Source organism: Gillisia sp. CAL575 (assembly GCF_000403785.1).
Classification (GTDB): domain Bacteria; phylum Bacteroidota; class Bacteroidia; order Flavobacteriales; family Flavobacteriaceae; genus Gillisia.
The window spans coordinates 302,187-326,531 of sequence record NZ_APHJ01000021.1 but is presented as its reverse complement, the minus strand read 5'-3'; the positions used below and the strand labels follow the sequence as shown (position 1 = coordinate 326,531).

Genomic DNA, 24,345 nt, shown 5'->3' with positions numbered 1-24,345 from the left:
ATTAAGTGTTACACTGAAGAATTGAGACATAAAAAAACCTTTCAACTTTTAAAGGTTGAAAGGTTTTTATCTCTGTTAAAAACTAGTATTTATTCTGTTATTTCTGTAGTTTGAAGTCCTTCTTTATTAACAACTACATCTTCTGAAGTCGTTTTAAAATGTAACCACATTTTCAATCTTGTTGCAATGTAGAATAAGATTGGTACAATTATTAAAGTTAAGAAGGTTGCAACTATAAGTCCGTAGATCACGGTCCAAGCTAAAGGTCCCCAAAAAACAACGTTATCTCCTCCAAAATAGATGTTGGGGTCAAACTCCGCAAACAGCTTAAAGAAATCTATATTTAATCCAATTGCCAAAGGAATTAATCCTAAGATGGTAGTAATAGCGGTTAATAATACCGGTCTTAAACGGGCTTTCCCGGCAAGAATAATAGTTTTTAAAAGCTCATCTTTATCCAGGTATTCATCCTTTCCTAAATTCAATATATTTTTCTTTCTATCTATGAGTAGCTGGGCATAATCCAGCAACACCACTCCATTGTTCACTACAATTCCTGCCAAAGAGATAATACCCATCATAGTCATCATAATTACAAATGGAGCTCCAGAAATAACGATTCCTCCAAAAACTCCAATAAAACTCAAGAAGATCGCGATCATGATGATTAATGGTTTCGAGATTGAATTAAATTGGAAGATCAGGATAAGAAAGATTAAACCAAGTCCGCTAAAGAATGCGCCCATTAAAAATGATTGTTGCTTATTTTGTTCTTCAATTTGCCCTGTATAATCTACTTTGATATCATCTGAGAGTCCTTCAAAACCTCTCATCTCATTCTGAACTTGACTTACCACAGCTCCAGCATCTGTATATCCAGGAGCTAAAGCAGAATAAACTGTTACAACTCTTCGCGTATCTCTATGCTTTATAGCGCTAAATCCAGAACTATTTGTTTTAGATATTACAGCCGAAACAGGTATTTCTCGTAATTGCCCTGTGTTAGTTCTAAAGGTCATAGTCTGATTAAAAAGTGCGCTACTATTGTATCTACTTTCTTCATTGAATCTTACATATATATCGTAATCTTCTCCCGCTTCTTTATAAACTCCAGCTTTGGTTCCAAAAATAGAATTTCTAAGTTGCTGACCAACTTGCCCTGCATTAACTCCAAGTTCTCCAGCCTTTTCACGGTCTATGATTACTTGCATTGCAGGTTTATCCTTGTTCACATCAATCTTTAATTCATCTATTGCATTGATGTTTTTACTATTGATAAACTCCCGCATTTTTTCAGCAGTAGCAATTAATTCATTGTAATCTTCACCTTCCAATTCAATGTTAATTGGAGCTCCAGATGGCGGTCCATTCTGATCTTTTTCTACGGATATTAATACTCCAGGATAAACACCAACTAAGGCTTCCTGAACTTTCTGGCGTAATAATTCGCTATCTGCTCCTTTTCTATATTTATATTCTCTCATGGAAGCAGTGATTTTTCCTTTATGCGGCATTTCTGCAGCAGAACCTCCATCGGTTTGTGGATTACCTGCACCTTCACCAACTTGAGAAACTGCACTTTCCACTAAGAAATTATAACCATCCTCAGTATATTCAGGGCTATTTAATACCTTATAAACCTTTCCTTCAATCTCTTTTGTGATGGCATTGGTTTTTGCAATATCAGTTCCTTGTGGGTACTCTATATATACAATGATCTGGTTAGGTTTGTTATCGGGAAAGAATTCCACTTTTGTTCTTTGAGAAGCTAAAGAGGCACCAAAAGCCATAAAAGCGACTATTAATAATAAGAAAGTAGCTCCAACGATCCAATATGGACGTTTGCTTTTGAACGAGGAAGTTAGTTTCCCTTCATACCAGTTCTCTAATTTTACTAAAGATTTATTCTGAAAACTGTTAGCCATTCTCCTTATAAACCATCTATAAAGCCACATTGTGATCGCAGTAAAGATCATTACTGTACCTAATGCTCTATATTCTCCGCCAAAAATGAAGATTAGCAAACCAATTCCAGCAATTATTGAAGACACCGTAATAATTCTTTTTCGTGGCTGATCTTTGTCCTCGGTAGTCATAAATTGAGACACCAAAACAGAGTTAAAGAAGATTGCTACAAATAAGGAAGATCCTAATACTACCGATAAGGTGATAGGGAAATAGATCATGAATTGCCCCATTACTCCAGGCCATAAACCTAAAGGTATAAAAGCAGCAACAGTTGTTGCGGTAGAAATAATTATAGGTAAGGCAATCTCTCCAATTCCTTCTTTTGCTGCATTAATCCTACTCATGCCTTCTTCATCCATCAGTCGGTATACGTTTTCTACAACTACTATCCCGTTATCTACAAGCATTCCAAGCCCCATAATTAACCCGAAAAGGATCATAGTGTTCATGGTATACCCAAGCTGATTCAAAATCACTAGTGACATGAACATAGACATTGGGATTGCAAATCCTACGAAAAGGGCATTTTTGAATCCTAAGAAGAACATTAATACTGTTACCACTAAAATGATCCCGAAAATGATGTTATTCACAAGATCATCAACCTGACCAATGGTTTTGGAAGATTGATCGTTCGTAATAGTGATTTTAAGATTGGAAGGAAATATGTTCTCTTGAGCATCTTTAACAATAACATCAATTTGTTCTGCAGCAGCAACCATATTTTTTCCTGCACGTTTTTTAACATCAAGCATTACTACCTGATCTCCGAATTCACGTGCATAAGTGGTACGGTCTTTCTCTTTAAATGCAATTGTAGCAACATCTTTTAAGTAAACATTATTACCATTTTCAGACTTTACCACAAAATCTTCAAGATCTGATGGATCACCGATCTCTCCAATAATTCTAATGGTTCTACGCTGTCCGCTAGCAATAAAATTCCCCGCAGACATCGTCATGTTTCCATTACTAATTGCGCTTCTAATATCTTGGAAGCTTACAGAAGAAGCCATCATCTTATAGATATCTACAGCAACTTCGATCTCTTTTTCTTGCGCTCCCCGAATATCAACTTTCTTGATCTCAGGCAGATTTTCAATTTCATCCTGAAGGTATTCCCCAAACTCTTTCAACTTAGCTACAGGATAATCTCCAGAGATATTGATGTTTAGAATCGGCACTTCTTCAGACATACTCAACTCAAAAACATTTGGTTCTACTTTGGCACCATTAAAGGTTGGCCAATCTTCTCCCGATGTTTCAGAATCTATCTCGTCTTTAATCTTTTGTTTAGCCAGTTCAACCGCGATACCCTCATCAAATTCTATAACGATCATAGAATAGTCCTCTTGTGAGGTAGAGGTTATTTCTACTACATTACTTACCGTTTTAAGTTTATCTTCTAATGGATTAGTGATCAGTTTTTCAATATCTTCTGCGGTATTACCAGGAAATATAGAGCTTACATAGATCTTGGTTTCTTGGATCTCCGGAAAACTTTCCCTTGGCATTGTGAAATATGCAGAAATCCCTAAGAAAAGAATAATAGCCATCATCACATAAATGGTGGTCTTATTCTTTATAGCCCAAGAGGACATCTTGAATTCCTTCTCGATATTTTTGTTCTTTTTTGACATTACGTAATCTTAGTAAGTTATAATCTTTACAGTTTGACCATCTTTCACACTTCTAGCGCCTTCTTTGATGATTTCATCTCCATCTTTCACACCTTCTAAAACTTCAATTACATCTCCCTGAGTTTTACCAGTTTTGATAATGGTTTGTTTTGCAATTGCTTTTTGACCATTTATACTATCCAAAATATAAATATACTGTTCTCCATTTGCATTTTCTGAAATGATATTTTGTGGGATCATTAAAGCTTTATCATTGGTATAATCGTTTATTTTTAAACGAGCCGTTAAATTCGGCTTGATCAATTTTTCCTTATTTGGAACTTCAATTTCAGCATTAAAAGTTCTGTTGTCTGGATTAATAAAACTCCCAGTTTGTCTAATTTTAGTCTCCACAGTTTTTCCTAGAACAGGGAAAGTTACTTCTACATTTTTTCCTTCTACCACATCTGCTATATAGCTTTCTGGAACATCTGTTCTAATATACATATCGCTAAGATTTACAATACGCAAAATTGGAGTTTGTCCTGGAGACACCACATTACCTTGTTCGGTAATAATATCATCTATAGTTCCTGCAAATGGAGCAGTAACGGTAGATTTAGATAACTGACTTTTCATTTGGTTCACAGCACTCTGCTGACCTTCATAAGTGGACTTTGCTTGTAAATATTGGATTTCACTTCCAATTTTCTGATCCCATAGCCGCTTTTGTCGTTCATAGGTAGTTTTAGCCAGATCTGCTTGAATTTGCATTTGAGCCAATTGTTGGCTCATTCCACCATCATCTATTCTCGCAAGCAACTGTCCTTTACTCACTTTTTGACCTTCTTTTACATATATCTGTTGAAGAATCCCGCTGATTTCAGCATTTAAAACCACATTCTGCTTGGTCTCTACGCTTCCCTGAAGTTCTAGAAAATGATTAAAGATTTCGGTTTTTGCTTTGAAAGAGGTAATTAAGGGTACATTTTTTTCTGGATTTAGCTCCGCTAATTTGTTGTCTAATTCCTTTAGTTTTGAATGAATTTCTTGCTGTTCTGTAGTTAATTCATCTCTTTTTTTCTGAATTGTTTCAATGTCATTGGACTTTAATACCGCTTCTACTGAATTCTTTTTTTCATTTCCACAAGATGCAAGAAGTATGGATAATATTGATATGTATAATAGCTTTTTCATTTTCTTAAAATTGAAGAGATTTTTAATTTTCTTTTGAGTATTTAGTAGTGTCCAGTAAGTTTTCCAGATCTATTTTAGAAGTGATTACCTCTAACATTGCTTGAAGGTAATCTTGTTGTGCTCTATATAATTGTTGTTGGGCTTCGCTTAATTCGAAACTAGAGGTCAAGCCTTCTAAAAATTTTACTTGGTTTTTATTTTCTATTCTTTCCGCTAAATCTAAGCTCTTTTGCTTATTGGCATAATTCTCCAAACTAAATTTATAATCGTTTTTAGCAGATTGAATATCTAATTCTACCTGATTTTTTGTGAATTCAAGTTGCACTAAAGCTTGCTCATATTGAATTTGCTTTTGTGCTGTTCTGGCACTTCTCATACCGCTACTAAAAATTGGCACATTTAAGCTTAGACCTAATACCGATTGATCGTAATAAATTTGATTATTGTTGAAGAAACTAAAAGTATCACCGTTAGCCTGAGCACCATAATTAACAAAAGCGCTTAGCTTAGGAAGTGCCTTACTTTTTTCAAGTTTAACCAGAATCTCTGCTTGATTGCTTTGATCCTCTGCTATTCTGTAGTCTATATTATCTTCCACAGAAATCTCTTTAATTAATAACTGTAAGTCAAAATTTTCTGTGCTTAATTGCTCTAAATTATCTACAGCTGTAATTGGAGTAGAAACGGGAATCCCCATGCTTACTTTTAGCATATCATATGCAATCCCCTCCATACGCTCTGCATTATTTAAGCTAGTTTGCAGCCCAAGCAAGGTGATTTCCAACTGTTCAACTGCTTCTTCCTCAATAAGACCATTCTCATAAGTAACTCTAGTGTCGTTCAGGTTTTTATCTATAGTTTCTAAATTGCGTTTTGCGATTTCTACACTCTCACGTGCTAGCAACACATTTCCATATGCATTTGTAATCGCCTCTTTTACACTAAGATCGGTCTTAACCTTAGCATTTTCAGAGATTTGTAGTAAGGTTTTAGCAGATTGTACTCCAACAATATAAGAACCATCAAATATTAATTGATTCCAAGTAGCAGTTGCGCTTAAATTTTGTTTTGTACCAAAAGTAACCGGAACAAAGGTTCCAGGCTGGCCACCCGCAATTTCGCCTGGAATTAAGGTTACGGGTTGTTTAAGATTGTTTCTGTATTCCGCATTTCCACTAATTTGGGGTAAACCTTGTGATATGATCTCCCATTTTTGTTTTAAAGCGATAGCTACATCCTTACGCGCAATTTCAGAATTATAACTATTTTGTAAACCATAAGAAATGGCTTCCTCAAGTGTAAATGTTTTTTGTGAAGTCGTGCTTTCTTCCTGAGCTTGTGCAAAGGCAGCTAACTGAAGAAAAAATATAAAAAAGATCTTTTTCATTAGTTGTTCAAATGTGATTTGTTTAATAATGTAATTAAGGTTTTTAAACCTTTTTCAGTAACGATTGCTCTAAGGTGATAATCCAAGAAATTCTCTAATAATTCATTTGAAAATTTTTCTAAAGGGAAATGATATTCATCTTTTATGCCCATCATTCCTACAAAATATATCTTGCTTGTGAATTCTAAAGGAATATTTTCTCGGTACAATCCATTTTTAATTCCTTTTTCAAGATTCTTAAGTACGCAACCTTCCATGATCTGAAGATGATTTTTCTGAACTAAATTAAATACCTTTGGATAGTATTTTTTTAGCTGAAATTGAGGCGAAGATTTGTTGTCTTTTAAGTGTTTCATTGCAAAATTCTTTATATCGAAGAGTTCTACAATGGCATTCTTTTCCTGACTAATAATCGTTTCTATCCCACAAGATATCTGTGATAAGATATGAAGGGTGCTAGCTTCTACTAATTTGGTCTTGGTTGAAAAATGAGAGTAAATGGTTTTCTTAGATATACCTAACTCATTGGCAATATCATCCATAGTTACGCTCTTAAATCCAAGATTAAGAAAAAGCTCTGCTGCGGTATTAATTATTTGATCTTTCAAATTAATAAAAAATTTTTGCAAATGTAAGAAGGAAACTTTAGAAACCACAAAAGTTTCCAAAATATTTACAGCAATTTAATAGGTTGTTGAAATTCGTATTAATATCATTTATGGTATTTTAGCCGAAAAATTTGCATAATGCACACTATTGCCCAATACCATGACGCTTTCTTAGAGTATTTAGATACAACTGTAAAAACTAAAGAGCCAAATAATTTATACGAGCCCATTACTTATATATTAAACTTGGGTGGTAAACGCTTAAGACCAGTTCTAGTTTTAATGAGTGCAGAGATCTTTGATGCTCCTTATCAAAAAGCGCTTCCTGCAGCATTGGCGATCGAGGTCTTTCATAATTTTTCTTTGGTTCATGACGATATAATGGATGCAGCTCCAATAAGAAGAGGTAAGGCAACAGTTCATGAAAAGTGGGATCTTAACACAGGTATACTTTCTGGAGATGCTATGCTTATAAATGCTTACCAGTTATTTGAGCATTATGAAGGGTCAATTTTTAAAGAGCTGGCACAATTATTCACGAAAACTGCGATTCAGGTTTGTGAAGGGCAACAGTATGATATAGATTTTGAGAGTAGGGAAGATGTGGAAATAGAAGATTATCTAAAAATGATAGAGTATAAGACTGCGGTTCTAGTGGGAGCTTCCTTGCAAATGGGTGCTATCGTCGCGGGAGCTTCAGAAGATTGTAAGCGATCTGTCTATCAATACGGTAGATTACTAGGAATTGCATTTCAATTACAAGATGATTATCTGGATGCTTTTGGTAATCCAGATACTTTTGGAAAGCAATTAGGTGGTGACATCATAGAAAACAAAAAGACTTTCTTATATATAAAGGCTTTGGAGAATTCTGCGAAATTGGACGCAAATAATCTAGAAGATCTTTATTCTATTAATCCAATGGATACAACAGGGAAAATAGAAGCAGTTAAAACGATCTTTGAAGAAAGTGGGGCGGCAGAACTTACAAGAGTAGAGATAGAAAAATATACCAATAAAGCCTTTCAGGTATTAGATAATATCGATATTCCTGAGGATAAGAAAGCTTTGTTAAAGCAGTTTGGAGCTTCTTTGATGGAGCGGGAGGTTTAAAAATAGAGGCTCACAAATGGCATAAGAGCGCTGCTATAAAAACTTTTTTCACTATCATAGAGCAAATCATATTTTATCCCAGCAGTAACATTTCCTGTATTATATCCAATTCCTGTAAACAATGCAGGAACCCAATAATTTTCTTTAAGGTCTAATCCATTGAGTTCATATTTTCTATTAATATTTAACTCTTGAAATTCTACAGATAATTGTAGAAATCTCACTGGATTTATCAAAGTGATAAGACTGCCACCAAGACTTGTTGTCTTAAATTCATTTTGTTTAGCGTACGCGGCATTTAATCCTACTCCTGCAGAAACAATTTCATTAAAATCGTAAATAGCAGAAGGTGCAATTATTCCAGTAAATCCATTATTGCTAAAATTTAATCCTAAACTTCCACCAAAACGCACAGAATTCCAAAAATCATTTCGATTAACCTGTGTAGGTTTTGTGCTCTGGGCAATAAGATTCCCCGAGCTTATAAAAGAGATCATAAAAATGAACAAAAATATATTTGGAGTGTGGTTTCTATAGCTAAACATGTTAAAATTCTTATAAGATGGAGGATAAATATAAGAAATTCTATAAGCTATAAATTCTAAAAATTGTATTTTTGCTATGTTTTAATACAAAAGAAACATTAGTTTCCACCTATGGACAAATTTTCATTTCTAAACGCTGCACCAACAGCCTACTTCGCAAATCTTTACGATCAGTATTTACAAAATCCAGATAGTGTAGAACCTAGCTGGAGAGCATTTTTTCAAGGTTTTGACTTTGGAATGGAGCAAAATGGGGAGCTTCCGGAAGGATCTTACCAAGATAATGGTGCTGAAAAACAAGACTTTGCCGCTACAGAAATTCCTGAAAATATTAAAAAAGAGTTTCAGGTAATTCGATTGATTGACGGTTACAGAACACGTGGTCACTTATTTACTAAAACTAACCCAGTTCGCGAGCGCAGGCAATATGTACCAACCCTTGCATTAGAAAACTTCGGATTATCTAACGATGATCTTGATAAAACCTTTAGTGCTGGAGATATAATAGGAATTGGTCCCACCACTCTAAAGGAGATCGTAAAACATCTTGAAACAATCTACTGCCAATCTATTGGTGTAGAATATATGTATATCCGCAAGCCGGAAGAGATAGAGTGGATTCAACAAAAATTAAACATTAATGACAATCAGCCGAAGTTTACTGATGCTGAGAAAAAGAATATACTTTCAAAACTTAACAATGCAGTTTCTTTTGAAAGCTTCTTACACACAAAATATGTAGGACAAAAAAGATTTTCCTTAGAGGGTAATGAAAGTTTGATCCCTGCATTAGATACCATTATTGAAAAAGCGGCAGATGTTGGCGTGAAAGATTTTGTAATGGGAATGTCTCACCGGGGAAGATTGAATGCACTAACCAATATTTTTGGAAAAAGTGCAAAAGATATCTTTAGTGAATTTGATGGAAAGGATTATGAGCAGGACATTTTTGATGGAGATGTTAAATATCACCTAGGATGGACAAGTTGTAGAACTACGACCAATGGTAAAGAGATAAATATTAATATTGCCCCAAACCCATCTCATTTAGAGACGGTAGGTGCGGTAGTGGAAGGAATTGCAAGAGCAAAACAAGACAGGCATTATAAGGATGACTTTTCTCAAGTTCTTCCAATTATAGTACATGGTGACGCTGCAATTGCGGGTCAAGGTTTAGTATACGAGTTAGTGCAAATGGCACAATTGGAGGGTTACAAAACTGGCGGAACTATTCATATTGTAGTGAATAACCAAATAGGATTTACTACGAATTATTTAGATGGCCGTTCTTCTACTTATTGTACGGATGTTGGAAAAGTAACCTTATCGCCTGTCTTGCATGTAAATGCAGATGATGCAGAAGCAGTTGTTCATGCCGTTTTATTTGCGTTAGATTTTAGAATGCAATTTAAAAGAGATGTCTTTATAGATCTGTTAGGATATAGAAAATATGGACATAATGAAGGGGATGAGCCAAGATTCACTCAGCCAAAATTATATAAAGCGATTGCTAAGCATGAAAATCCGAGAGATATTTATGCTGAAAAGTTGATTAAAAGCGGCGTCATAAATGATGGCTATGTTAAAAAGCTGGAAGAGGAATACAAATCGAAATTAGAAGAGGAATTAGAAGATTCCCGAAAAGAAGATACTACAAGGATCACTCCTTTCATGAAAGATGAATGGGAAGGATATGAAAATGTACAGGAAGATACAATGATGGCTCCTGTAGATACCACTATAGATATTAAAGTTCTTGATGAGGTTGCAAAGGTGATCACAAAACTTCCGAAGGATAAAAAATTCCTTAGGAAGATAGCGAAACTGATTGAGGCTCGTGAAAAAATGTATTTTGAAACTGATCAATTAGATTGGGCGATGGCAGAATTGCTAGCTTATGGTACATTAATGACTGAAGGTTATAGTGTGAGAATGAGCGGGCAGGATGTAGAGAGAGGAACTTTTTCTCATAGACATGCTGTTGTGAAAGTAGAAGATAGTGAAGAAGAGATCATTCTTCATAATAACATTCCCGATAAAAAAGGAAACTTTAGCATATATAACTCTTTGTTATCTGAATATGGTGTAGTTGGTTTTGACTATGGTTATGCTATGGCAAGTCCAGATACTTTAACCATATGGGAAGCTCAGTTTGGAGATTTTGTGAATGGTGCTCAAATAATGATAGATCAGTATATTTCTGCGGCAGAGGATAAATGGAAATTGCAAAACGGATTAGTAATGCTATTGCCTCATGGATATGAGGGGCAAGGAGCAGAACATTCTTCAGGAAGAATGGAACGTTTTTTACAACTTTGTGCCACAGATAATATGTTTGTTGCAGATGTAACGACTCCTGCAAATATGTACCATTTGTTGAGAAGACAAATGAAAGTGAATTATAGAAAACCATTAATAGTATTTACTCCAAAGAGTTTGCTAAGGCACCCAAAAGTATTATCTACCAAAGAAGAATTTGCAACAGGTACGTTCCAAACAGTTATAGATGATGCTTCTGCCAATGTAGATAAAGTAAAATCTTTGGTATTTTGTACAGGTAAATTCTATTATGATCTTTTAGAATATCAGGAAGAAAATAAGCGAGATGATATCGCTTTGGTTAGAGTAGAGCAACTATTTCCATTGCCTGAAGAGAAGATAAAAGAAGTAATGGCCAAATATAAGAACGCAGACGATATTGTTTGGGCTCAAGAAGAACCTAGAAATATGGGTGCCTATAGTTATTTATTATTACATTTTGATGAGGCCAAACACTTCAGAGTATGTAGTAGAAAATTCTATGGATCACCGGCCGCTGGTAGTTCAGTGAGGTATAAAAAACGACACGAAAAAGTAATTGCAAGCGTGTTTGATAAAACTATGGTTTAATCAAACTCCAATAATAATTAATAAAATATCCTTTCTTAGAAATAAGGAAGATTCAAAAATATAAAACAAAAGATCATGGCTTTAGAAATGAAAGTTCCTTCTCCAGGAGAATCTATTACAGAGGTTGAAATTGCTCAATGGCTAGTAGAAGATGGAGATTATGTAGAAAAAGATCAGCCTATTGCTGAAGTGGATAGCGATAAGGCAACCTTAGAACTTCCTGCTGAAGCAAGCGGAATAATTACATTAAAAGCTGAAGAAGGCGATGCTGTTGCTGTTGGTGCGGTAGTTTGTTTAATAGATACAGATGCGCCAAAACCAGGTGGAGGCGATAAAGCTGTAGAAAAATCTAAGGACGAATCTGCAGAAGAGGAAGTAAAAGAACAAAGAAAGGAGACTTCTACTAAAGCTGAAAGCGATAAAGCGGAAGCCTTAACTCAAACGCCTTCTAAACCTTCAACTCCTTCTCAGCAACAAGATAAAACTTATGCTACTGGAACTCCATCTCCTTCAGCAAAGAAAATCTTAGATGAAAAAGGGATCGATTCTAAATCTGTTTCTGGCTCTGGTCGTGATGGAAGAATAATGAAAGAAGATGCTGTAAAAGCAAAAGCTTCTATGGGAACTCCGGGAATTGGAAAAAGAGGTGAAGAGCGCAAGAAAATGTCTATGTTACGTCGTAAAGTAGCAGAGCGTTTAGTGAGTGTGAAAAATGAAACTGCTATGCTTACTACATTTAACGAAGTAGATATGTCTGCCATTTTCTCTTTGCGTAAACAATATAAAGAAGAGTTTAAAGATAAGCATGGTGTTGGATTAGGCTTTATGTCTTTCTTTACCCTTGCTGTAGTGAGAGCTTTGGAGTTATTTCCAGACGTAAACTCTATGATAGATGGGGATTACCAAATAAAACATGATTACAAAGATATTAGTATTGCAGTTTCTGGTCCTAAAGGACTTATGGTTCCTGTAATGCGTAATGTAGAAAACATGGGCTTTAGAGCTGTAGAGGAAGATGTGAAACGTCTTGCGCTAAGAGCTAGAGACGGAAACATTACGGTAGATGAAATGACAGGTGGTACTTTTACAATTACAAATGGAGGTGTTTTTGGATCTATGTTATCTACTCCTATTATTAACCCACCTCAAAGTGGAATATTAGGAATGCACAATATTGTAGAAAGACCAGTTGCAATAGATGGCCACGTAGAGATAAGACCGATTATGTACGTTGCTTTATCTTATGATCACAGAGTGATTGACGGTAGAGAATCTGTTGGATTCTTGGTTGCGGTAAAAGAAGCATTGGAAAATCCAGAAGAATTATTAATGGATAATGATGTGAAAAGAGCCTTGGAACTATAGTTCTAGAGAATTAGTAAATAAAAAAAGCTCGCAACTTATAAAGTTGCGAGCTTTTTTTTTGGCTTATCCCAATTAAAATAGTGCCACCAATGTGAAAATATTCAACAAAAGGATGGCAATAACTGCTATAGTAAGCAAGACAAATGCCGCGTTTGTAAATCCTTTTTTCTTCGCTAAACTTTCTATGATATCTATTTTCATATTCAAATTTAACAGGAAAGAATGGAAAATCTATTGGGGGTTTTTCCCCATTTTTCTGTTTTATTTCAAATACAAGGCTTTATTTTTATAATCTATAACTGCTTTTCCTTTTTTTAATATATCCGCACCCAGAATTCCATGCACTTTTTCGGCTTTATGATTTACTAAAGCTTCATTTACATGTCTAAGATCAAAAAGAACCAGGTCTAGTTTTTTCGTTTTCCAGCCTGCAATCTCAATACTATTCTTTAATGCGATCTGGGTTAGCATGTTATTAGCGCCAGCTCCTGCAGCTCTAATCTTGCTATCTTCGCCTAGTAGTTTGAAATGTGAAGCAGCATCAAAACCTACACATGTACTAGAAGCACCGGTATCTAGTATGAAATTCCCTTGAACTTCATTTATTTTTGCAACCAGTTCAAAATGATTGGTTTCTGTAAATTTTAATTTTATACGATGATAGCCTTTGCTCTCTAATAATTTCCTGAGGGATAACATTCTTTATCTTTTGGCAAAGATAGGTCTTCAAAATAAATTATTTTTGCAATTATGATTTTAACAGATACGCACACTCATTTATATAGTAAAGATTTTGATGCCGATAGGGAAGAGGCTATTAAAAAAGCTATTCAAAAAGGGATTAGTCGCTTTTTTATTCCTGCTATAGACTCTACCCACACTTCCAGCATGTATTCTTTAGAAGCTCAATTTCCAGAAAATGTTTTTCTAATGATGGGATTACACCCAACTTCTGTTAAGGAAAATTTTGAAGAAGAATTGCAACATATAGAGGAGCAGTTTAAAACCAGAGACTTTTATGCTGTTGGTGAAATCGGGATAGATCTTTATTGGGATAAGATACTTCTAAAGGAACAGCAAATTGCTTTTAAAAGGCAAATCCAATTGGCTAAATCCAAAAATCTGCCAATCGTAATTCACTGTAGAGATGCTTTTGATGAGGTATTTGAAGTTTTGGAATCTGAGAAAGGAGATGATCTTTTCGGAATTTTTCATTGTTTTACAGGCAATAAAGAGCAGGCTTTAAAAGCGATATCTTATAATATGAAGCTTGGAATAGGTGGTGTTGTAACCTTTAAAAATGGAGGGATAAATAAATTTCTATCTGAAATACCTATAGAACATATCGTTTTAGAGACAGATTCACCCTATTTAGCTCCAGTGCCATATAGAGGTAAACGAAATGAAAGTGCTTATATTCAGATAATAGCAGAAAAAATAGCAGCTCTTTACGAACTCGATCTAGAAGAGGTTGCTGCTATTACTACGAAAAACTCCAAAGATATATTTGGGGTGTAATGTGGTGAATTAGTATATTATTTTGTTCATTTGTTAAGCTAACCAAAAATTATCTGTGTCCAACTTCGAAGAAATAAGATTTTATAATGATAATGAGGTGCAAGCTGCTTTAAATAAGTATGCGAATCACCCAATGATTAAAACGTTATTACAGTTTACATTTCCAGAGATGTCCTTTGAGGAGATTAAGGAAATTTTAAGCGATTGCCATTCTATACGAGATTTTCAAGGAAAAGTCATTTATCATTCTGTAAAAAAAGTATTAGAGAAAAGCTCTGAAGGACTTTCTTATAGCGGTTTTGATAAGCTTAAAAAAGATGAATCCTATATGTTTATTTCTAATCATAGAGATATCATATTAGATACTAGTCTTATTAATTGCGCTTTATATGAGCAGGATCTAGTAATGACTGCTTCCGCAATTGGAGATAATCTGGTACAAAAACCGTTTTTATTATTATTATCAAGACTAAACAGGAATTTTCTTGTTCAGCGTGGACTTACTCCTAGAGAGATGCTGCGCAGTTCAATGAACCTTTCACAATATATTCGACATTTATTAGTAGATGAGAATAGATCTGTTTGGATGGCTCAACGGGAAGGTCGTACCAAAGACGGCAATGATGTTACTCAACAAGGGGTGCTTAAAATGCTGGCAATGGCTAAGGGCGATATGAGTATTTCTCAATATTTTTCAAAAATTAAAATTGTCCCAGTCTCTATTTCTTATGAGTTTGACCCTACAGATGTTCTTAAAATGCCAGAGTTAATGGCTAAGAGAAATGAAGAGGTTTATAAAAAATCTGAGCATGAAGATTTCAATTCTATATTAAAAGGAGCATTAGGTAATAAAGGAAGAATCCATATCACTGCGGGAGAAATATTAGATGGAAATTGGTTTAATGAATTAGAGAAAACAGAACATTCTGTTAACGATCAACTGCAAGCTATTGCTGGTGCAATTGATTCTAAAATATATAAAAATTACAAACTTTGGCCTGCAAATTATGTAGCCTGTGATCTTTTAACTAATTCTGAAGCACATGCTAGCAGATATACAGATAAGGAAAAAAGACAGTTTGAAAGAAGATTAACTCGAAGGGTAGATGTTAAAAATGCATTGGAAGTTAATAGCTATTTATTAATGTATGCTAATCCTGTGATAAACAATGAAGCCCTAAATGAAAGTAAAATCTAATATTTTATTGGTTTATACCGGCGGAACCATCGGTATGATCAAAGATTTTGAAACAGGAGCTTTAAAAGCTTTTAACTTTAGTGAATTACTTCAAAATATTCCTGAACTAAAACTTCTGGAACATTCTATAGATACTATAAGTTTTAAGGAGCCTATAGATTCTTCGAATATGAATCCTGTGAATTGGGTTCAGATTGCTGAGATTATTGAAGAAAGATATGAAGAGTATGATGGCTTTGTTGTTCTACATGGAAGCGATACGATGTCTTATACTGCTTCTGCTTTAAGCTTTATGTTCGAAAATCTTACAAAACCAGTAATTTTTACGGGTTCTCAATTACCTATTGGTGATTTAAGAACCGATGCCAAAGAAAATTTAATTACTAGTATCCAAATTGCTGGCTTACAGAAGCAAGGGCGACCGGTAATTTCTGAAGTTTGTCTTTATTTTGAATATAAATTATACAGAGCTAACAGGACTACAAAAATCAATGCAGAACATTTTCAAGCATTTTCATCTTCAAATTATCCGCCTTTAGCAGAGTCTGGAGTATATTTATCAGTCAATTATTCGGCTCTTTGGTCTACAAATAGGAGAAAAAAGTTAAAACTGCACAAAGATTTTAGCTCAGATGTGCTTATTTTGAAGATGTTTCCGGGGATAACTGAAAGTACTGTAGCGCATATTTTGTCTAAGAAAAATCTACGAGGTGTCATATTAGAGACATTTGGTAGCGGAAATGCACCTACAGATGCATGGTTTATTAATTTGCTAAAAAAGCATATTTCTAAAGGTCTAGTGGTCATAAATGTTACTCAATGTGTCGCAGGTAGTGTGGCAATGGGTAATTACGAGACAAGTACACAATTAAAGAAAATAGGAGTGGTGTCTGGGAAAGACATTACTACAGAAGCAGCAATAGCGAAATTAATGTACCTTTTAGGAAAAGAATTATCACCTAAAGTATTCAAAACCATTTATGAGACTTCCCTACGTGGGGAAATGTTATAAATATTAACGATACTTATTTTGATGGTAATAATTTTTTTTTGTTATTTGGCTCACTAATTAAAATAAGCTAATTAGAGAGGTGGCCGAGTGGTCGAAGGCGCACGCCTGGAAAGCGTGTATACGCCAAAAGCGTATCGAGGGTTCGAATCCCTTCCTCTCTGCAATTTATTTTTATTAAAAGTTTATTTTTATATCTTTAACCCTTTAACTAATTAATTTAAGACAAACAGTAATGAAAAGATTATTTTCAACTTTGGTAATCGCTTCGATTATGTTATTTGGAGCCGCACAAGCTAATGCGACAATTAATGTAAACATCTTACCTGATAATATCCAGACGATTGTTCAGGATGACGAAGCAAGCCTCGACACAGAAGAGGAAGATTTAGGTTTTCACCAAGAACTTAAAAAGCGTTTTATAGAAGGTGGTGCCGGATTTATGGGTATCGTACTTCTATGTTTAATTCTTGGTTTGGCCATTGCCATCGAGAGAATTATCTTTTTAAACTTATCTACAACAAACACTAAGAAATTAGCTCAGGATGTTGAAGATGCATTGAATAACGGTGGAGTAGAAGCTGCTAAAGAAGTTTGTAGAAATACAAGCGGACCAGTTGCCTCTATCTATTACCAAGGGCTTGATCGTGCAGACGAAAGTATTGAAGCGGCTGAGAAAGCTGTTGTTGCTTACGGTGGTGTGCAAATGGGACAACTTGAGAAGAATGTTTCTTGGGTATCCTTATTTATTGCTTTGGCTCCGATGTTAGGTTTCATGGGAACAGTAATTGGGATGATCCAAGCTTTTGATAAAATTGAAGCAGCAGGAGATATGCAACCTTCATTGGTAGCAGGTGGTATTAAAGTAGCACTTCTTACAACTGTATTTGGTTTGATCGTAGCTATTATTCTTCAAATTTTTTATAATTACATTATCGCTAAGATTGATAGTATTGTAAATGATATGGAAGATGCTTCTATCTTATTGATCGACATGTTAGTTGATTACAAAAACAAAAAAAGAATCTAAGAAATAATAAATCATGACCATACACAAAGTTTTAAAATATTTAGCACTTGTTATTGGTGTAATAGGTCTTATCCTTTTGGGTAGAATTATTATAGCTGGTGATGATGCTATTTCCGCCTCAGCGGCAGATCAAAATAGTTTACTAGAACCTATGATGTGGGTTGGCTATATTGTATTGGCTATCTGTATATTGATAGTTGGTTTCTTTGTAATTAAAGGTTTGTTCTCCGGAAACGTGAAGAACACATTAATTTCAGTAGGAGCATTTGTACTTGTAGTAGTTATAGCTTACGTCTTAACTGATGGAACAGAAGTTCAACTTAAGGATGGTGATACACTATCTGCAAGTGGAGACCATTGGGTTGGTGCCGGATTGGTAGTATTTTATATTCTAGCAGCAATTGCTGTTGGAGCAATGGTACTTTCTGGAATAAGAAAATTAATAAAATAAATTATGGCTAAAAGATCAGCACCAGAAGTGAATGCCGGCTCTATGGCCGATATAGCATTTTTGCTATTAATTTTCTTCCTGGTTACTACAACAATTGAGACCGATAGGGGAATCAGCCGTAAGTTGCCCCCTATTCAAGATGAGGACGTTGTTCCACCAGTAATTAAACAGAAAAATATCTTTACTGTAATCGTTAACAGAAATAACGATTTATTAGTTGAAGATCAGGTAATGCAACTTGGCGAATTACGTAAAGCTGCTATGGACTTTCTGGATAATGGAGGAGGAGTTGGTGAAGATGGATGTAGTTACTGTAAAGGAGCTAGAGATCCGCAAGCATCAGATAATCCGAAGAAAGCTATTATCTCATTGGTAAATGACCGTCAGACAGAATATAGAACTTATATTTCTGTTCAGAATGAATTGGTTGCTGCTTATAATGAGTTAAGAAACAGAGAAGCAAATCGTTTGTTCGGTATGGATTATACTGAAATGGAAGCTAAATACAACGATCCTAATTACAAAGGTAACAAGGATAAGATGGGAGAGCAGATAGATCAAGTTAAGGAAATGTTTCCTCAGTTGTTATCTGAAGCAGAGCCAAAAGGCTCTTAGATTAGTATAATATTTAATTCAATCTAGTTATGTCTAAATTTAAAAAGAAAAAGAGTGGTGAATTACCAGCGGTAAATACGGCTTCATTGCCAGATATCGTTTTTATGTTACTTTTCTTTTTTATGGTGGCTACGGTAATGCGTCAAAATACGTTGATGATTGATAATAAGTTACCCTTTGCAGACCAGGTAGAGAAGTTGGATAGAAAAGAATTGGTAATGTATATTTATGCAGGAAAACCAAGTTCTAGATATACACAGAAATTTGGTAGTGAAGCTCGAATTCAGTTAAATGATAAATTTGCAGATGTAAAAGATATCCAAAAATTTATTTATGCTGAAAGAGAGACCAAACGTGAAGAGTTAATCCCTTACTTAACAACTGCTTTAAAAGTAGATGTTGAAACTAACATGGGATTGGTATCTGATATTAAACAAGAATTAAGAAAAGCAGAAGCACTTAAGATTAACTACACAACCCGAATTGGAGAGGTAGCTAAGAATAATTAAAAACTGTTACATTACTGTTTATAAAACATCCCATCTGGATCTACCGGATGGGATGTTTTTTTTATATTTAACTTTCTGAATATTTACGCGACCTAAGCTTTTGAAAATGAAAAAACTCTTATTTTTTGTATTTGGCCTTTTCGCATTATTGCCTTCATTTTCTCAAGCTGTTGCTACAGATTCTATATTAAAACCCATTGATAGTCTTTACAGAGAAGATCAATTTTATGTTGGTCTTACTTTTCATCTTTTGGGAGATCTCCCAGAGTCTGTTGCCCAATCTGGTTTTTCAGGCGGAGTTCATTTAGGTTTTATTAGAGACTTTCCAATTAATAAACGTCGTAATATCGCTTTAGGGGCTGGCTTAGGTTGGTCTTTAAATTCCTATGGACAAGAAATGTTTATTGGGGAAGATGATAATAATAATACCATTTTCAGAAATTTAAGCGATCCAGAGGTAGATTATGATACCAATAGATTTTCTACCCAACTAGTGGAAATGCCCTTAGAATTTAGATGGCGTAGTTCTTCTCCAGATTCTTATAAGTTTTGGAGAGTTTATACTGGATTGAGACTGGGATATGTTTATCACTTTAAATCTAATTTTCGGCAAGGAGATAATCAAGTTATTCAAACCGACGTTCCAGAGCTGGATAGGTTACGTTTAGGAACTACTTTCACATTTGGATATAATACCTTTAATTTTCACGTTTATTATAGCTTAAATCCCTTCTTTAAGGATGCTCAGCTAAACAATACACCAGTTGGAATCACTACAATTAAACTAGGTTTGATGTTCTATATTCTATAACCAGTAATTAAGAACTATTAATTGCGGTAAAAATCCAACAAAGAAGCCAAGAAATAATTCTAACCAGGTGTGAGCTTTATAAAGTAGTCTTGAAGTTGCGGTTAGTCCTAATGCTGCTATTAAAAAGGCTATGCTATAAATTAGATTGAGTCTGTAGTAGATACTTAATGCTAAAACAAACATTAAAATTCCTGAAAGGCCCAGCATATGTAAACTTATTTTTAATTTAAGCCAAGCTAATATGAACGCGGTTAAGATTGAAAATAAGATTCCTACAAAGAAGTAATACAATGCAGGGTAATTATAGATATTTAAAATCTGATAAAGGTTTAGGCCTATAAGTAAACTGTAGAAAAATAACGGCCAACGACGTTGGTTAACGTCTTTTAGAAACACAGATTCTGCCTTGCCTAAATTTTTCAGAAGAAAATAAAAGACTACTGGAATAAATAAGGTAGTAATTGCAATAGCCAGTAATTTGGCCTGAATCAATGGCAACGGAAAAAATCTTGGAGTAACTAGAAAATAAAATAAACTCCCGGCAAAAGGCATCCATAAAGGATGAAAAATATAAGAAGCACTCTTAATCAAGAACTTCATTAAATCTCTTTTCTCATTCGAGCTACTGGAATATCCAGTTGTTCTCTATATTTTGCAACCGTTCTTCTAGCTATTGGATATCCTTTTTCTAGCAATAATTTTGCTAGTTTATCATCTGTAAGTGGCTTTCGCTTGTCTTCTTCATCAATAGATATTTCTAAAATCTTTTTGATCTCTCTAGTAGAAACTTCTTCCCCTTGATCATTCGTCATAGATTCCGAAAAAAATTCTTTAATAAGCTTTGTTCCATAAGGAGTGTCCACATATTTACTATTTGCAACACGAGATACGGTAGAAACATCCATTCCTATCTCATCTGCAATATCCTTTAAGATCATTGGCCGTAAATTACGCTCATCGCCGCTAAGGAAGAATTCTTTTTGATAATTCATTATAGAACTCATGGTAACCATTAGAGTTTGTTGACGCTGCTTAATTGCGTCTATAAACCACTTGGCAGAATCCAGCTTTTGCTTAATAAACATTACCGCATCTTTTTGCGACTTTGTTTTCTCCTTAGATTCCTTATAGCCTTTAAGCATGTTGCTATAATCATTAGAAATATGCATTTCTGGAGCATTCCTACCATTCAGAGTCAGTTCCAATTCCCCATCAATAATTTTAATAGCGAAATCTGGAATAACATGCTCCACCATTCTTAAGTTTCCTGAAAAAGCTCCACCCGGTTTTGGATTCAAATGCTCTATTACATCAATGGCATCTCTCAGTTCATCCTCAGTAATATCATGCTTGGCAAGTAGTTTGGTATAGTGCTTTTTGCTGAAGTGGTCAAAAGATTTATCAAGGAGATCTGTAGCTAACGAAACTTCTTTAGTTACTTCCTTGCGTTTCAATTGTATTAATAAGCACTCCTGTAGAGAACGAGCTCCTACACCAGCAGGATCTAATTCCTGTACTTTTTTCAAAACCTTTTCCACCGAAGCTTCATCGGTATATACGTTTTGGGTGAAGGCAAGATCATCTACTATATCCTGTAGAGTTCTTCTTATATATCCACTTTCATCTACACTCCCTACTAGAAAATCTGAAATCTCTTGCTCAAGTTCCGTGAGTCTGAAAGTACTTAACTGTGTTTTTAAATGTTGTGCGAAGGAAGTCCCAGAGGCATATGGAACATTTTTTTCTTCATCATCTGCACTATAATTGTTTGCCTGAAGTCTATAATTTGGTACTTCATCATCACTTAGATAATCGTCCACATTGATATCTGCATCAATACTGTCGTTATCATCATTATCATATTCGTCGTTAGAAAACTCATCATCGAATTCCGCATCAAGGTCTTCTTTCCCATCTTCCAGCGCAGGATTTTCCTCTAATTCCTCCTTGATACGCTGCTCAAAAGCTTGCGTAGGCAACTGAATAAGCTTCATCAACTGTATTTGCTGAGGGGAGAGCTTTTGGGATAATTTAAAATTTAATTGCTGCTTTAGCATAGGTAGTAAATTGCGCTTTACACAAAAATAAGCAAAAAGCATGCTATTGTAGCTTTGGCATCCAAATTGCTTTCGTAAAATTTTGTTAAGAATAGATGTGAAGAGGCTAACTTATTGCCTTGCTGAATTTTGAAGGGAATTCTGTTTCTATTTTAAGTAGGGTTTTATCTATAGGATGTAAAAACTCTAATTTTATAGCCGCAAGATATAGTCCTTTTTTTCTGAAGGGAACCTCGCTAGAACCATATAATTTATCACCTACAATCGGAAAGCCAGCAGTGGAAAGATGAATTCTTATCTGATGGGTTCTACCTGTTTTTGGAGCAACTTCTAATAATGAATAAGTGGCATCCTGATACTGAAAGGATTTCAAAGTTTTATAATTAGTAAAAGCTTCTTTTCCTTCAATATTAGTCTTTACAGCAGCTTGCATTGGTGTTTCACCCCTCACCAAAGCTAAATATGTTTTTTGAATCTTCTTCTCCTCGAAATCTTGATGCAGTTTAATTTGCGCCGACTTTGTTTTTGCCACAATCAACAAACCACTTGTTGGGTTATCTAGTCTATGAACAGGAAGAGGATAAATTAAGGCGTCGGGTAGAGCAGAGGCTTTTAAATTGTAAGGAAGCGCATGCTCTATGGTTTTAAAATAGTTGCCACTGGTTGGGTAGCCAGATGGTTTGTTGATAATTGCTAAATGATCATCTTCAAAAACCACCTCCAGTTTAAGCTGGAAGACTTTGAGTTGTTTTTCTTCCTTCTGAATAAAATCTATTTTCTGGTGTTGCTCAATCCAATCTGAAGTTTTTGCTACTTTACCGTTTAAAAGGATTTCTTCTTTCTTAATGGCTTTTTTAAGTCCGCTTTTGGAAGGAAGCATTCTAAAAATTCCAACCGCGTATTCCTGCAATCGTATTTTTGTAGCGACTGCAGGAACAATATGCGATTCGATTATTTTCAATTAGTGGAATTTAAAATTCTGCGTTTTGAGGTGTTCTAGGGAAAGGAATTACATCTCTAATATTGGTCATCCCTGTTACAAATAAAACTAATCTTTCGAAACCTAGTCCGAATCCACTGTGTACACAAGTTCCGAATTTTCGGGTATCTAAATACCACCAAAGTTCTTTCTCGTCTATATCTAGAGCTTTCATTTTCTCCTTAAGAACATCCAAACGTTCTTCTCTTTGAGAGCCTCCAACAATTTCTCCAATTCCTGGAAACAAGATATCCATGGCTCTAACAGTTTTGCCATCTTCATTAAGACGCATGTAAAAAGCCTTAATATTTGCAGGATAATCAAAAAGGATCACTGGGCATTTGAAGTGTTTTTCAACTAAGAAGCGTTCATGCTCACTTTGTAGATCTGCTCCCCATTCTTCAATGGGATATTGGAATTTTTTCTTTTTGTTTGGCTTAGAATTTTTTAGAATATCTATAGCTTCAGTATAACTTACTCTTTTGAAATTATTTTCTGTTACGAATTTTAATTTCTCTAATAGATCTAATTCACTTCGCTCTGCAGCTGGTTTTGTTTTCTCATCATCCTTCAGTCTGTTTTCAAGAAATTCAAGATCATCTTTACAATTCTCCAAAACGTAAGAAACCACATATTTTATAAAATCTTCAGCAAGATCCATGTTTCCGTCCAAATCACAAAAAGCAACTTCTGGCTCTATCATCCAAAATTCTGCAAGGTGCCTAGAAGTGTTAGAATTTTCAGCTCTAAAAGTTGGACCAAATGTATACACTTGCCCAAGACCCATTGCATAAGTTTCTGCTTCTAATTGCCCAGAAACCGTAAGATTTGTTTCTTTTCCGAAGAAATCTTCTTTATAATTTATATTTCCTTTTTCGTCTCTTTCAGGATTGTTCAAATCCATTCCTGTTACTTTGAACATTTCTCCTGCACCTTCGGCATCACTACCAGTTATTATTGGAGTGTTCACGTAATGGAAATTATTCTGCTGAAAATAACTATGCACCGCAAAAGATAGTTTGCTCCGAACACGCATCACAGCTCCAAATGTATTGGTGCGAATCCTTAAATGTGCTTGCTCTCTTAACTTTTCTAAACTATGCTTTTTAGGAGATAAGATGGTTAATTTCACCTCTTCAGGATTAGCGTCCCCAAGAATCTCAATTGAAGTTACCTCCACTTCAACACTTTGCTGGCTCCCCAAACTTTCTTTTAAAGTCCCTTTAATCATTAAAGCAGCTCCCACGGTAATTCGTTTAAGAACATCTTCAGGAGTGTTTTCAAAATCTATAACACATTGAATGTTATTAATGGTAGAACCATCGTTAATGGCTATAAATCTATTACTTCTAAAAGATCGTACCCATCCTTTGACTTCAACTTCCTGTAAGAATTGATCGCTGTTTAATAAATCAGCAATTTTAGCTTTTATCATTTTACTTATATTTTTATAGGGATTCAAAGATAATTTTTCCTT

22 protein-coding genes and 1 tRNA gene are annotated in these 24,345 nt (G+C 34.8%); 12 read left to right on the top strand and 11 right to left on the bottom strand.

What is annotated here, in order from left to right; all coding sequences use genetic code 11:
- Positions 1–89: 89 nt before the first annotated feature.
- Genes I130_RS04240 through I130_RS04225 form a run of 4 tightly spaced genes read right to left on the bottom strand, consistent with a single transcriptional unit; the run spans position 90 to position 6,779 of the window.
- A complete protein-coding gene (locus I130_RS04240; protein WP_034919808.1) occupies positions 90–3,608 on the bottom strand; it encodes an efflux RND transporter permease subunit in 3,519 nt (1,172 codons plus the stop codon).
- Between the two features lie 9 nt (positions 3,609–3,617).
- The gene (locus tag I130_RS04235) at positions 3,618–4,784 is read right to left on the bottom strand and encodes an efflux RND transporter periplasmic adaptor subunit (protein ID WP_034919806.1); all 1,167 of its coding nucleotides are present in this window, start codon (positions 4,782–4,784) and stop codon (positions 3,618–3,620) included.
- A 22-nt stretch (positions 4,785–4,806) separates the two neighbouring features.
- Positions 4,807–6,171 (bottom strand): TolC family protein, encoded by a 1,365-nt coding sequence (locus tag I130_RS04230; RefSeq protein WP_034919805.1) that lies wholly within the window; start codon positions 6,169–6,171, stop codon positions 4,807–4,809.
- On the bottom strand, positions 6,171–6,779 hold the full coding sequence (locus I130_RS04225) for a TetR/AcrR family transcriptional regulator (protein ID WP_034920476.1): 609 nt from the start codon (positions 6,777–6,779) through the stop codon (positions 6,171–6,173). The genes I130_RS04230 and I130_RS04225 overlap by 1 nt, the downstream gene beginning before the upstream one ends.
- A 138-nt stretch (positions 6,780–6,917) precedes the next feature.
- On the opposite strand from I130_RS04225, the gene I130_RS04220 reads away from it, so the two are divergent.
- The gene (locus I130_RS04220; RefSeq protein ID WP_034919804.1) at positions 6,918–7,892 is read left to right on the top strand and encodes a polyprenyl synthetase family protein; all 975 of its coding nucleotides are present in this window, start codon (positions 6,918–6,920) and stop codon (positions 7,890–7,892) included.
- Here the strand turns inward: I130_RS04220 and I130_RS04215 are convergent.
- Positions 7,889–8,437 carry a hypothetical protein gene (locus I130_RS04215; protein ID WP_034919802.1) on the bottom strand — a complete coding sequence of 183 codons (549 nt, stop codon included), beginning with the start codon at positions 8,435–8,437 and terminating at the stop codon, positions 7,889–7,891. The genes I130_RS04220 and I130_RS04215 overlap by 4 nt on opposite strands.
- 111 nt (positions 8,438–8,548) lie before the next feature.
- Here I130_RS04215 and I130_RS04210 point away from each other — a divergent pair, with 111 nt between their 5' ends.
- Positions 8,549–11,326 (top strand): 2-oxoglutarate dehydrogenase E1 component, encoded by a 2,778-nt coding sequence (locus I130_RS04210; protein WP_034919800.1) that lies wholly within the window; start codon positions 8,549–8,551, stop codon positions 11,324–11,326.
- 75 nt (positions 11,327–11,401) lie between these two features.
- Positions 11,402–12,691 (top strand): 2-oxoglutarate dehydrogenase complex dihydrolipoyllysine-residue succinyltransferase, encoded by a 1,290-nt coding sequence (odhB, locus tag I130_RS04205; protein WP_034919798.1) that lies wholly within the window; start codon positions 11,402–11,404, stop codon positions 12,689–12,691.
- 72 nt (positions 12,692–12,763) lie between these two features.
- Here odhB and I130_RS16880 read toward each other — a convergent pair whose 3' ends face one another.
- Both I130_RS16880 and I130_RS04200 read right to left on the bottom strand, forming a co-directional pair.
- Complete coding sequence (locus I130_RS16880; RefSeq protein ID WP_262489270.1) at positions 12,764–12,892, bottom strand: hypothetical protein; 129 nt, start codon at positions 12,890–12,892, stop codon at positions 12,764–12,766.
- 60 nt (positions 12,893–12,952) lie between these two features.
- Entirely contained in the window at positions 12,953–13,390 is a 438-nt protein-coding gene (locus tag I130_RS04200; RefSeq protein WP_034919796.1) for a retropepsin-like aspartic protease, read from the bottom strand.
- 51 nt (positions 13,391–13,441) lie between these two features.
- Here I130_RS04200 and I130_RS04195 point away from each other — a divergent pair, with 51 nt between their 5' ends.
- The 9 genes from I130_RS04195 to I130_RS04155 all read left to right on the top strand — a co-directional run bounded on the left by I130_RS04195 (position 13,442) and on the right by I130_RS04155 (position 19,832).
- Positions 13,442–14,209 carry a TatD family hydrolase gene (locus I130_RS04195; RefSeq protein ID WP_034919794.1) on the top strand — a complete coding sequence of 256 codons (768 nt, stop codon included), beginning with the start codon at positions 13,442–13,444 and terminating at the stop codon, positions 14,207–14,209.
- A gap of 55 nt (positions 14,210–14,264) precedes the next feature.
- Positions 14,265–15,407, top strand: coding sequence for a 1-acyl-sn-glycerol-3-phosphate acyltransferase (locus I130_RS04190; RefSeq protein WP_034919792.1), 1,143 nt, complete (start codon positions 14,265–14,267; stop codon positions 15,405–15,407).
- Positions 15,391–16,419: an asparaginase gene (locus I130_RS04185; RefSeq protein ID WP_034919790.1), complete on the top strand. Its 1,029-nt coding sequence runs from the start codon at positions 15,391–15,393 to the stop codon at positions 16,417–16,419. Before I130_RS04190 ends, I130_RS04185 begins: the two co-directional genes overlap by 17 nt.
- 73 nt (positions 16,420–16,492) lie before the next feature.
- Positions 16,493–16,580 (top strand) — tRNA-Ser (locus I130_RS04180).
- Between the two features lie 71 nt (positions 16,581–16,651).
- Positions 16,652–17,446 carry a MotA/TolQ/ExbB proton channel family protein gene (locus I130_RS04175; protein WP_034919787.1) on the top strand — a complete coding sequence of 265 codons (795 nt, stop codon included), beginning with the start codon at positions 16,652–16,654 and terminating at the stop codon, positions 17,444–17,446.
- 13 nt (positions 17,447–17,459) lie between these two features.
- Complete coding sequence (locus I130_RS04170) at positions 17,460–17,897, top strand: hypothetical protein (protein WP_034919785.1); 438 nt, start codon at positions 17,460–17,462, stop codon at positions 17,895–17,897.
- A 3-nt stretch (positions 17,898–17,900) separates the two neighbouring features.
- Positions 17,901–18,512, top strand: a complete 612-nt coding sequence (locus tag I130_RS04165; RefSeq protein ID WP_034919784.1) for an ExbD/TolR family protein — start codon at positions 17,901–17,903, stop codon at positions 18,510–18,512.
- A 29-nt stretch (positions 18,513–18,541) separates the two neighbouring features.
- Positions 18,542–19,021: an ExbD/TolR family protein gene (locus I130_RS04160; protein WP_034919783.1), complete on the top strand. Its 480-nt coding sequence runs from the start codon at positions 18,542–18,544 to the stop codon at positions 19,019–19,021.
- 106 nt (positions 19,022–19,127) lie between these two features.
- Positions 19,128–19,832: a porin family protein gene (locus I130_RS04155; RefSeq protein ID WP_034919781.1), complete on the top strand. Its 705-nt coding sequence runs from the start codon at positions 19,128–19,130 to the stop codon at positions 19,830–19,832.
- Here the strand turns inward: I130_RS04155 and I130_RS04150 are convergent.
- The 4 genes from I130_RS04150 to asnS form a co-directional block, all read right to left on the bottom strand.
- Complete coding sequence (locus I130_RS04150; RefSeq protein WP_034919779.1) at positions 19,827–20,432, bottom strand: hypothetical protein; 606 nt, start codon at positions 20,430–20,432, stop codon at positions 19,827–19,829. The genes I130_RS04155 and I130_RS04150 overlap by 6 nt on opposite strands.
- Positions 20,432–21,889 (bottom strand): RNA polymerase factor sigma-54, encoded by a 1,458-nt coding sequence (gene rpoN / locus I130_RS04145; RefSeq protein WP_034920475.1) that lies wholly within the window; start codon positions 21,887–21,889, stop codon positions 20,432–20,434. The genes I130_RS04150 and rpoN overlap by 1 nt, the downstream gene beginning before the upstream one ends.
- A 106-nt stretch (positions 21,890–21,995) precedes the next feature.
- A complete protein-coding gene (locus I130_RS04140) occupies positions 21,996–22,850 on the bottom strand; it encodes an RluA family pseudouridine synthase (RefSeq protein WP_034919778.1) in 855 nt (284 codons plus the stop codon).
- 10 nt (positions 22,851–22,860) lie between these two features.
- Entirely contained in the window at positions 22,861–24,303 is a 1,443-nt protein-coding gene (gene asnS, locus I130_RS04135) for an asparagine--tRNA ligase (RefSeq protein WP_034919777.1), read from the bottom strand.
- Positions 24,304–24,345 lie beyond the last annotated feature (42 nt).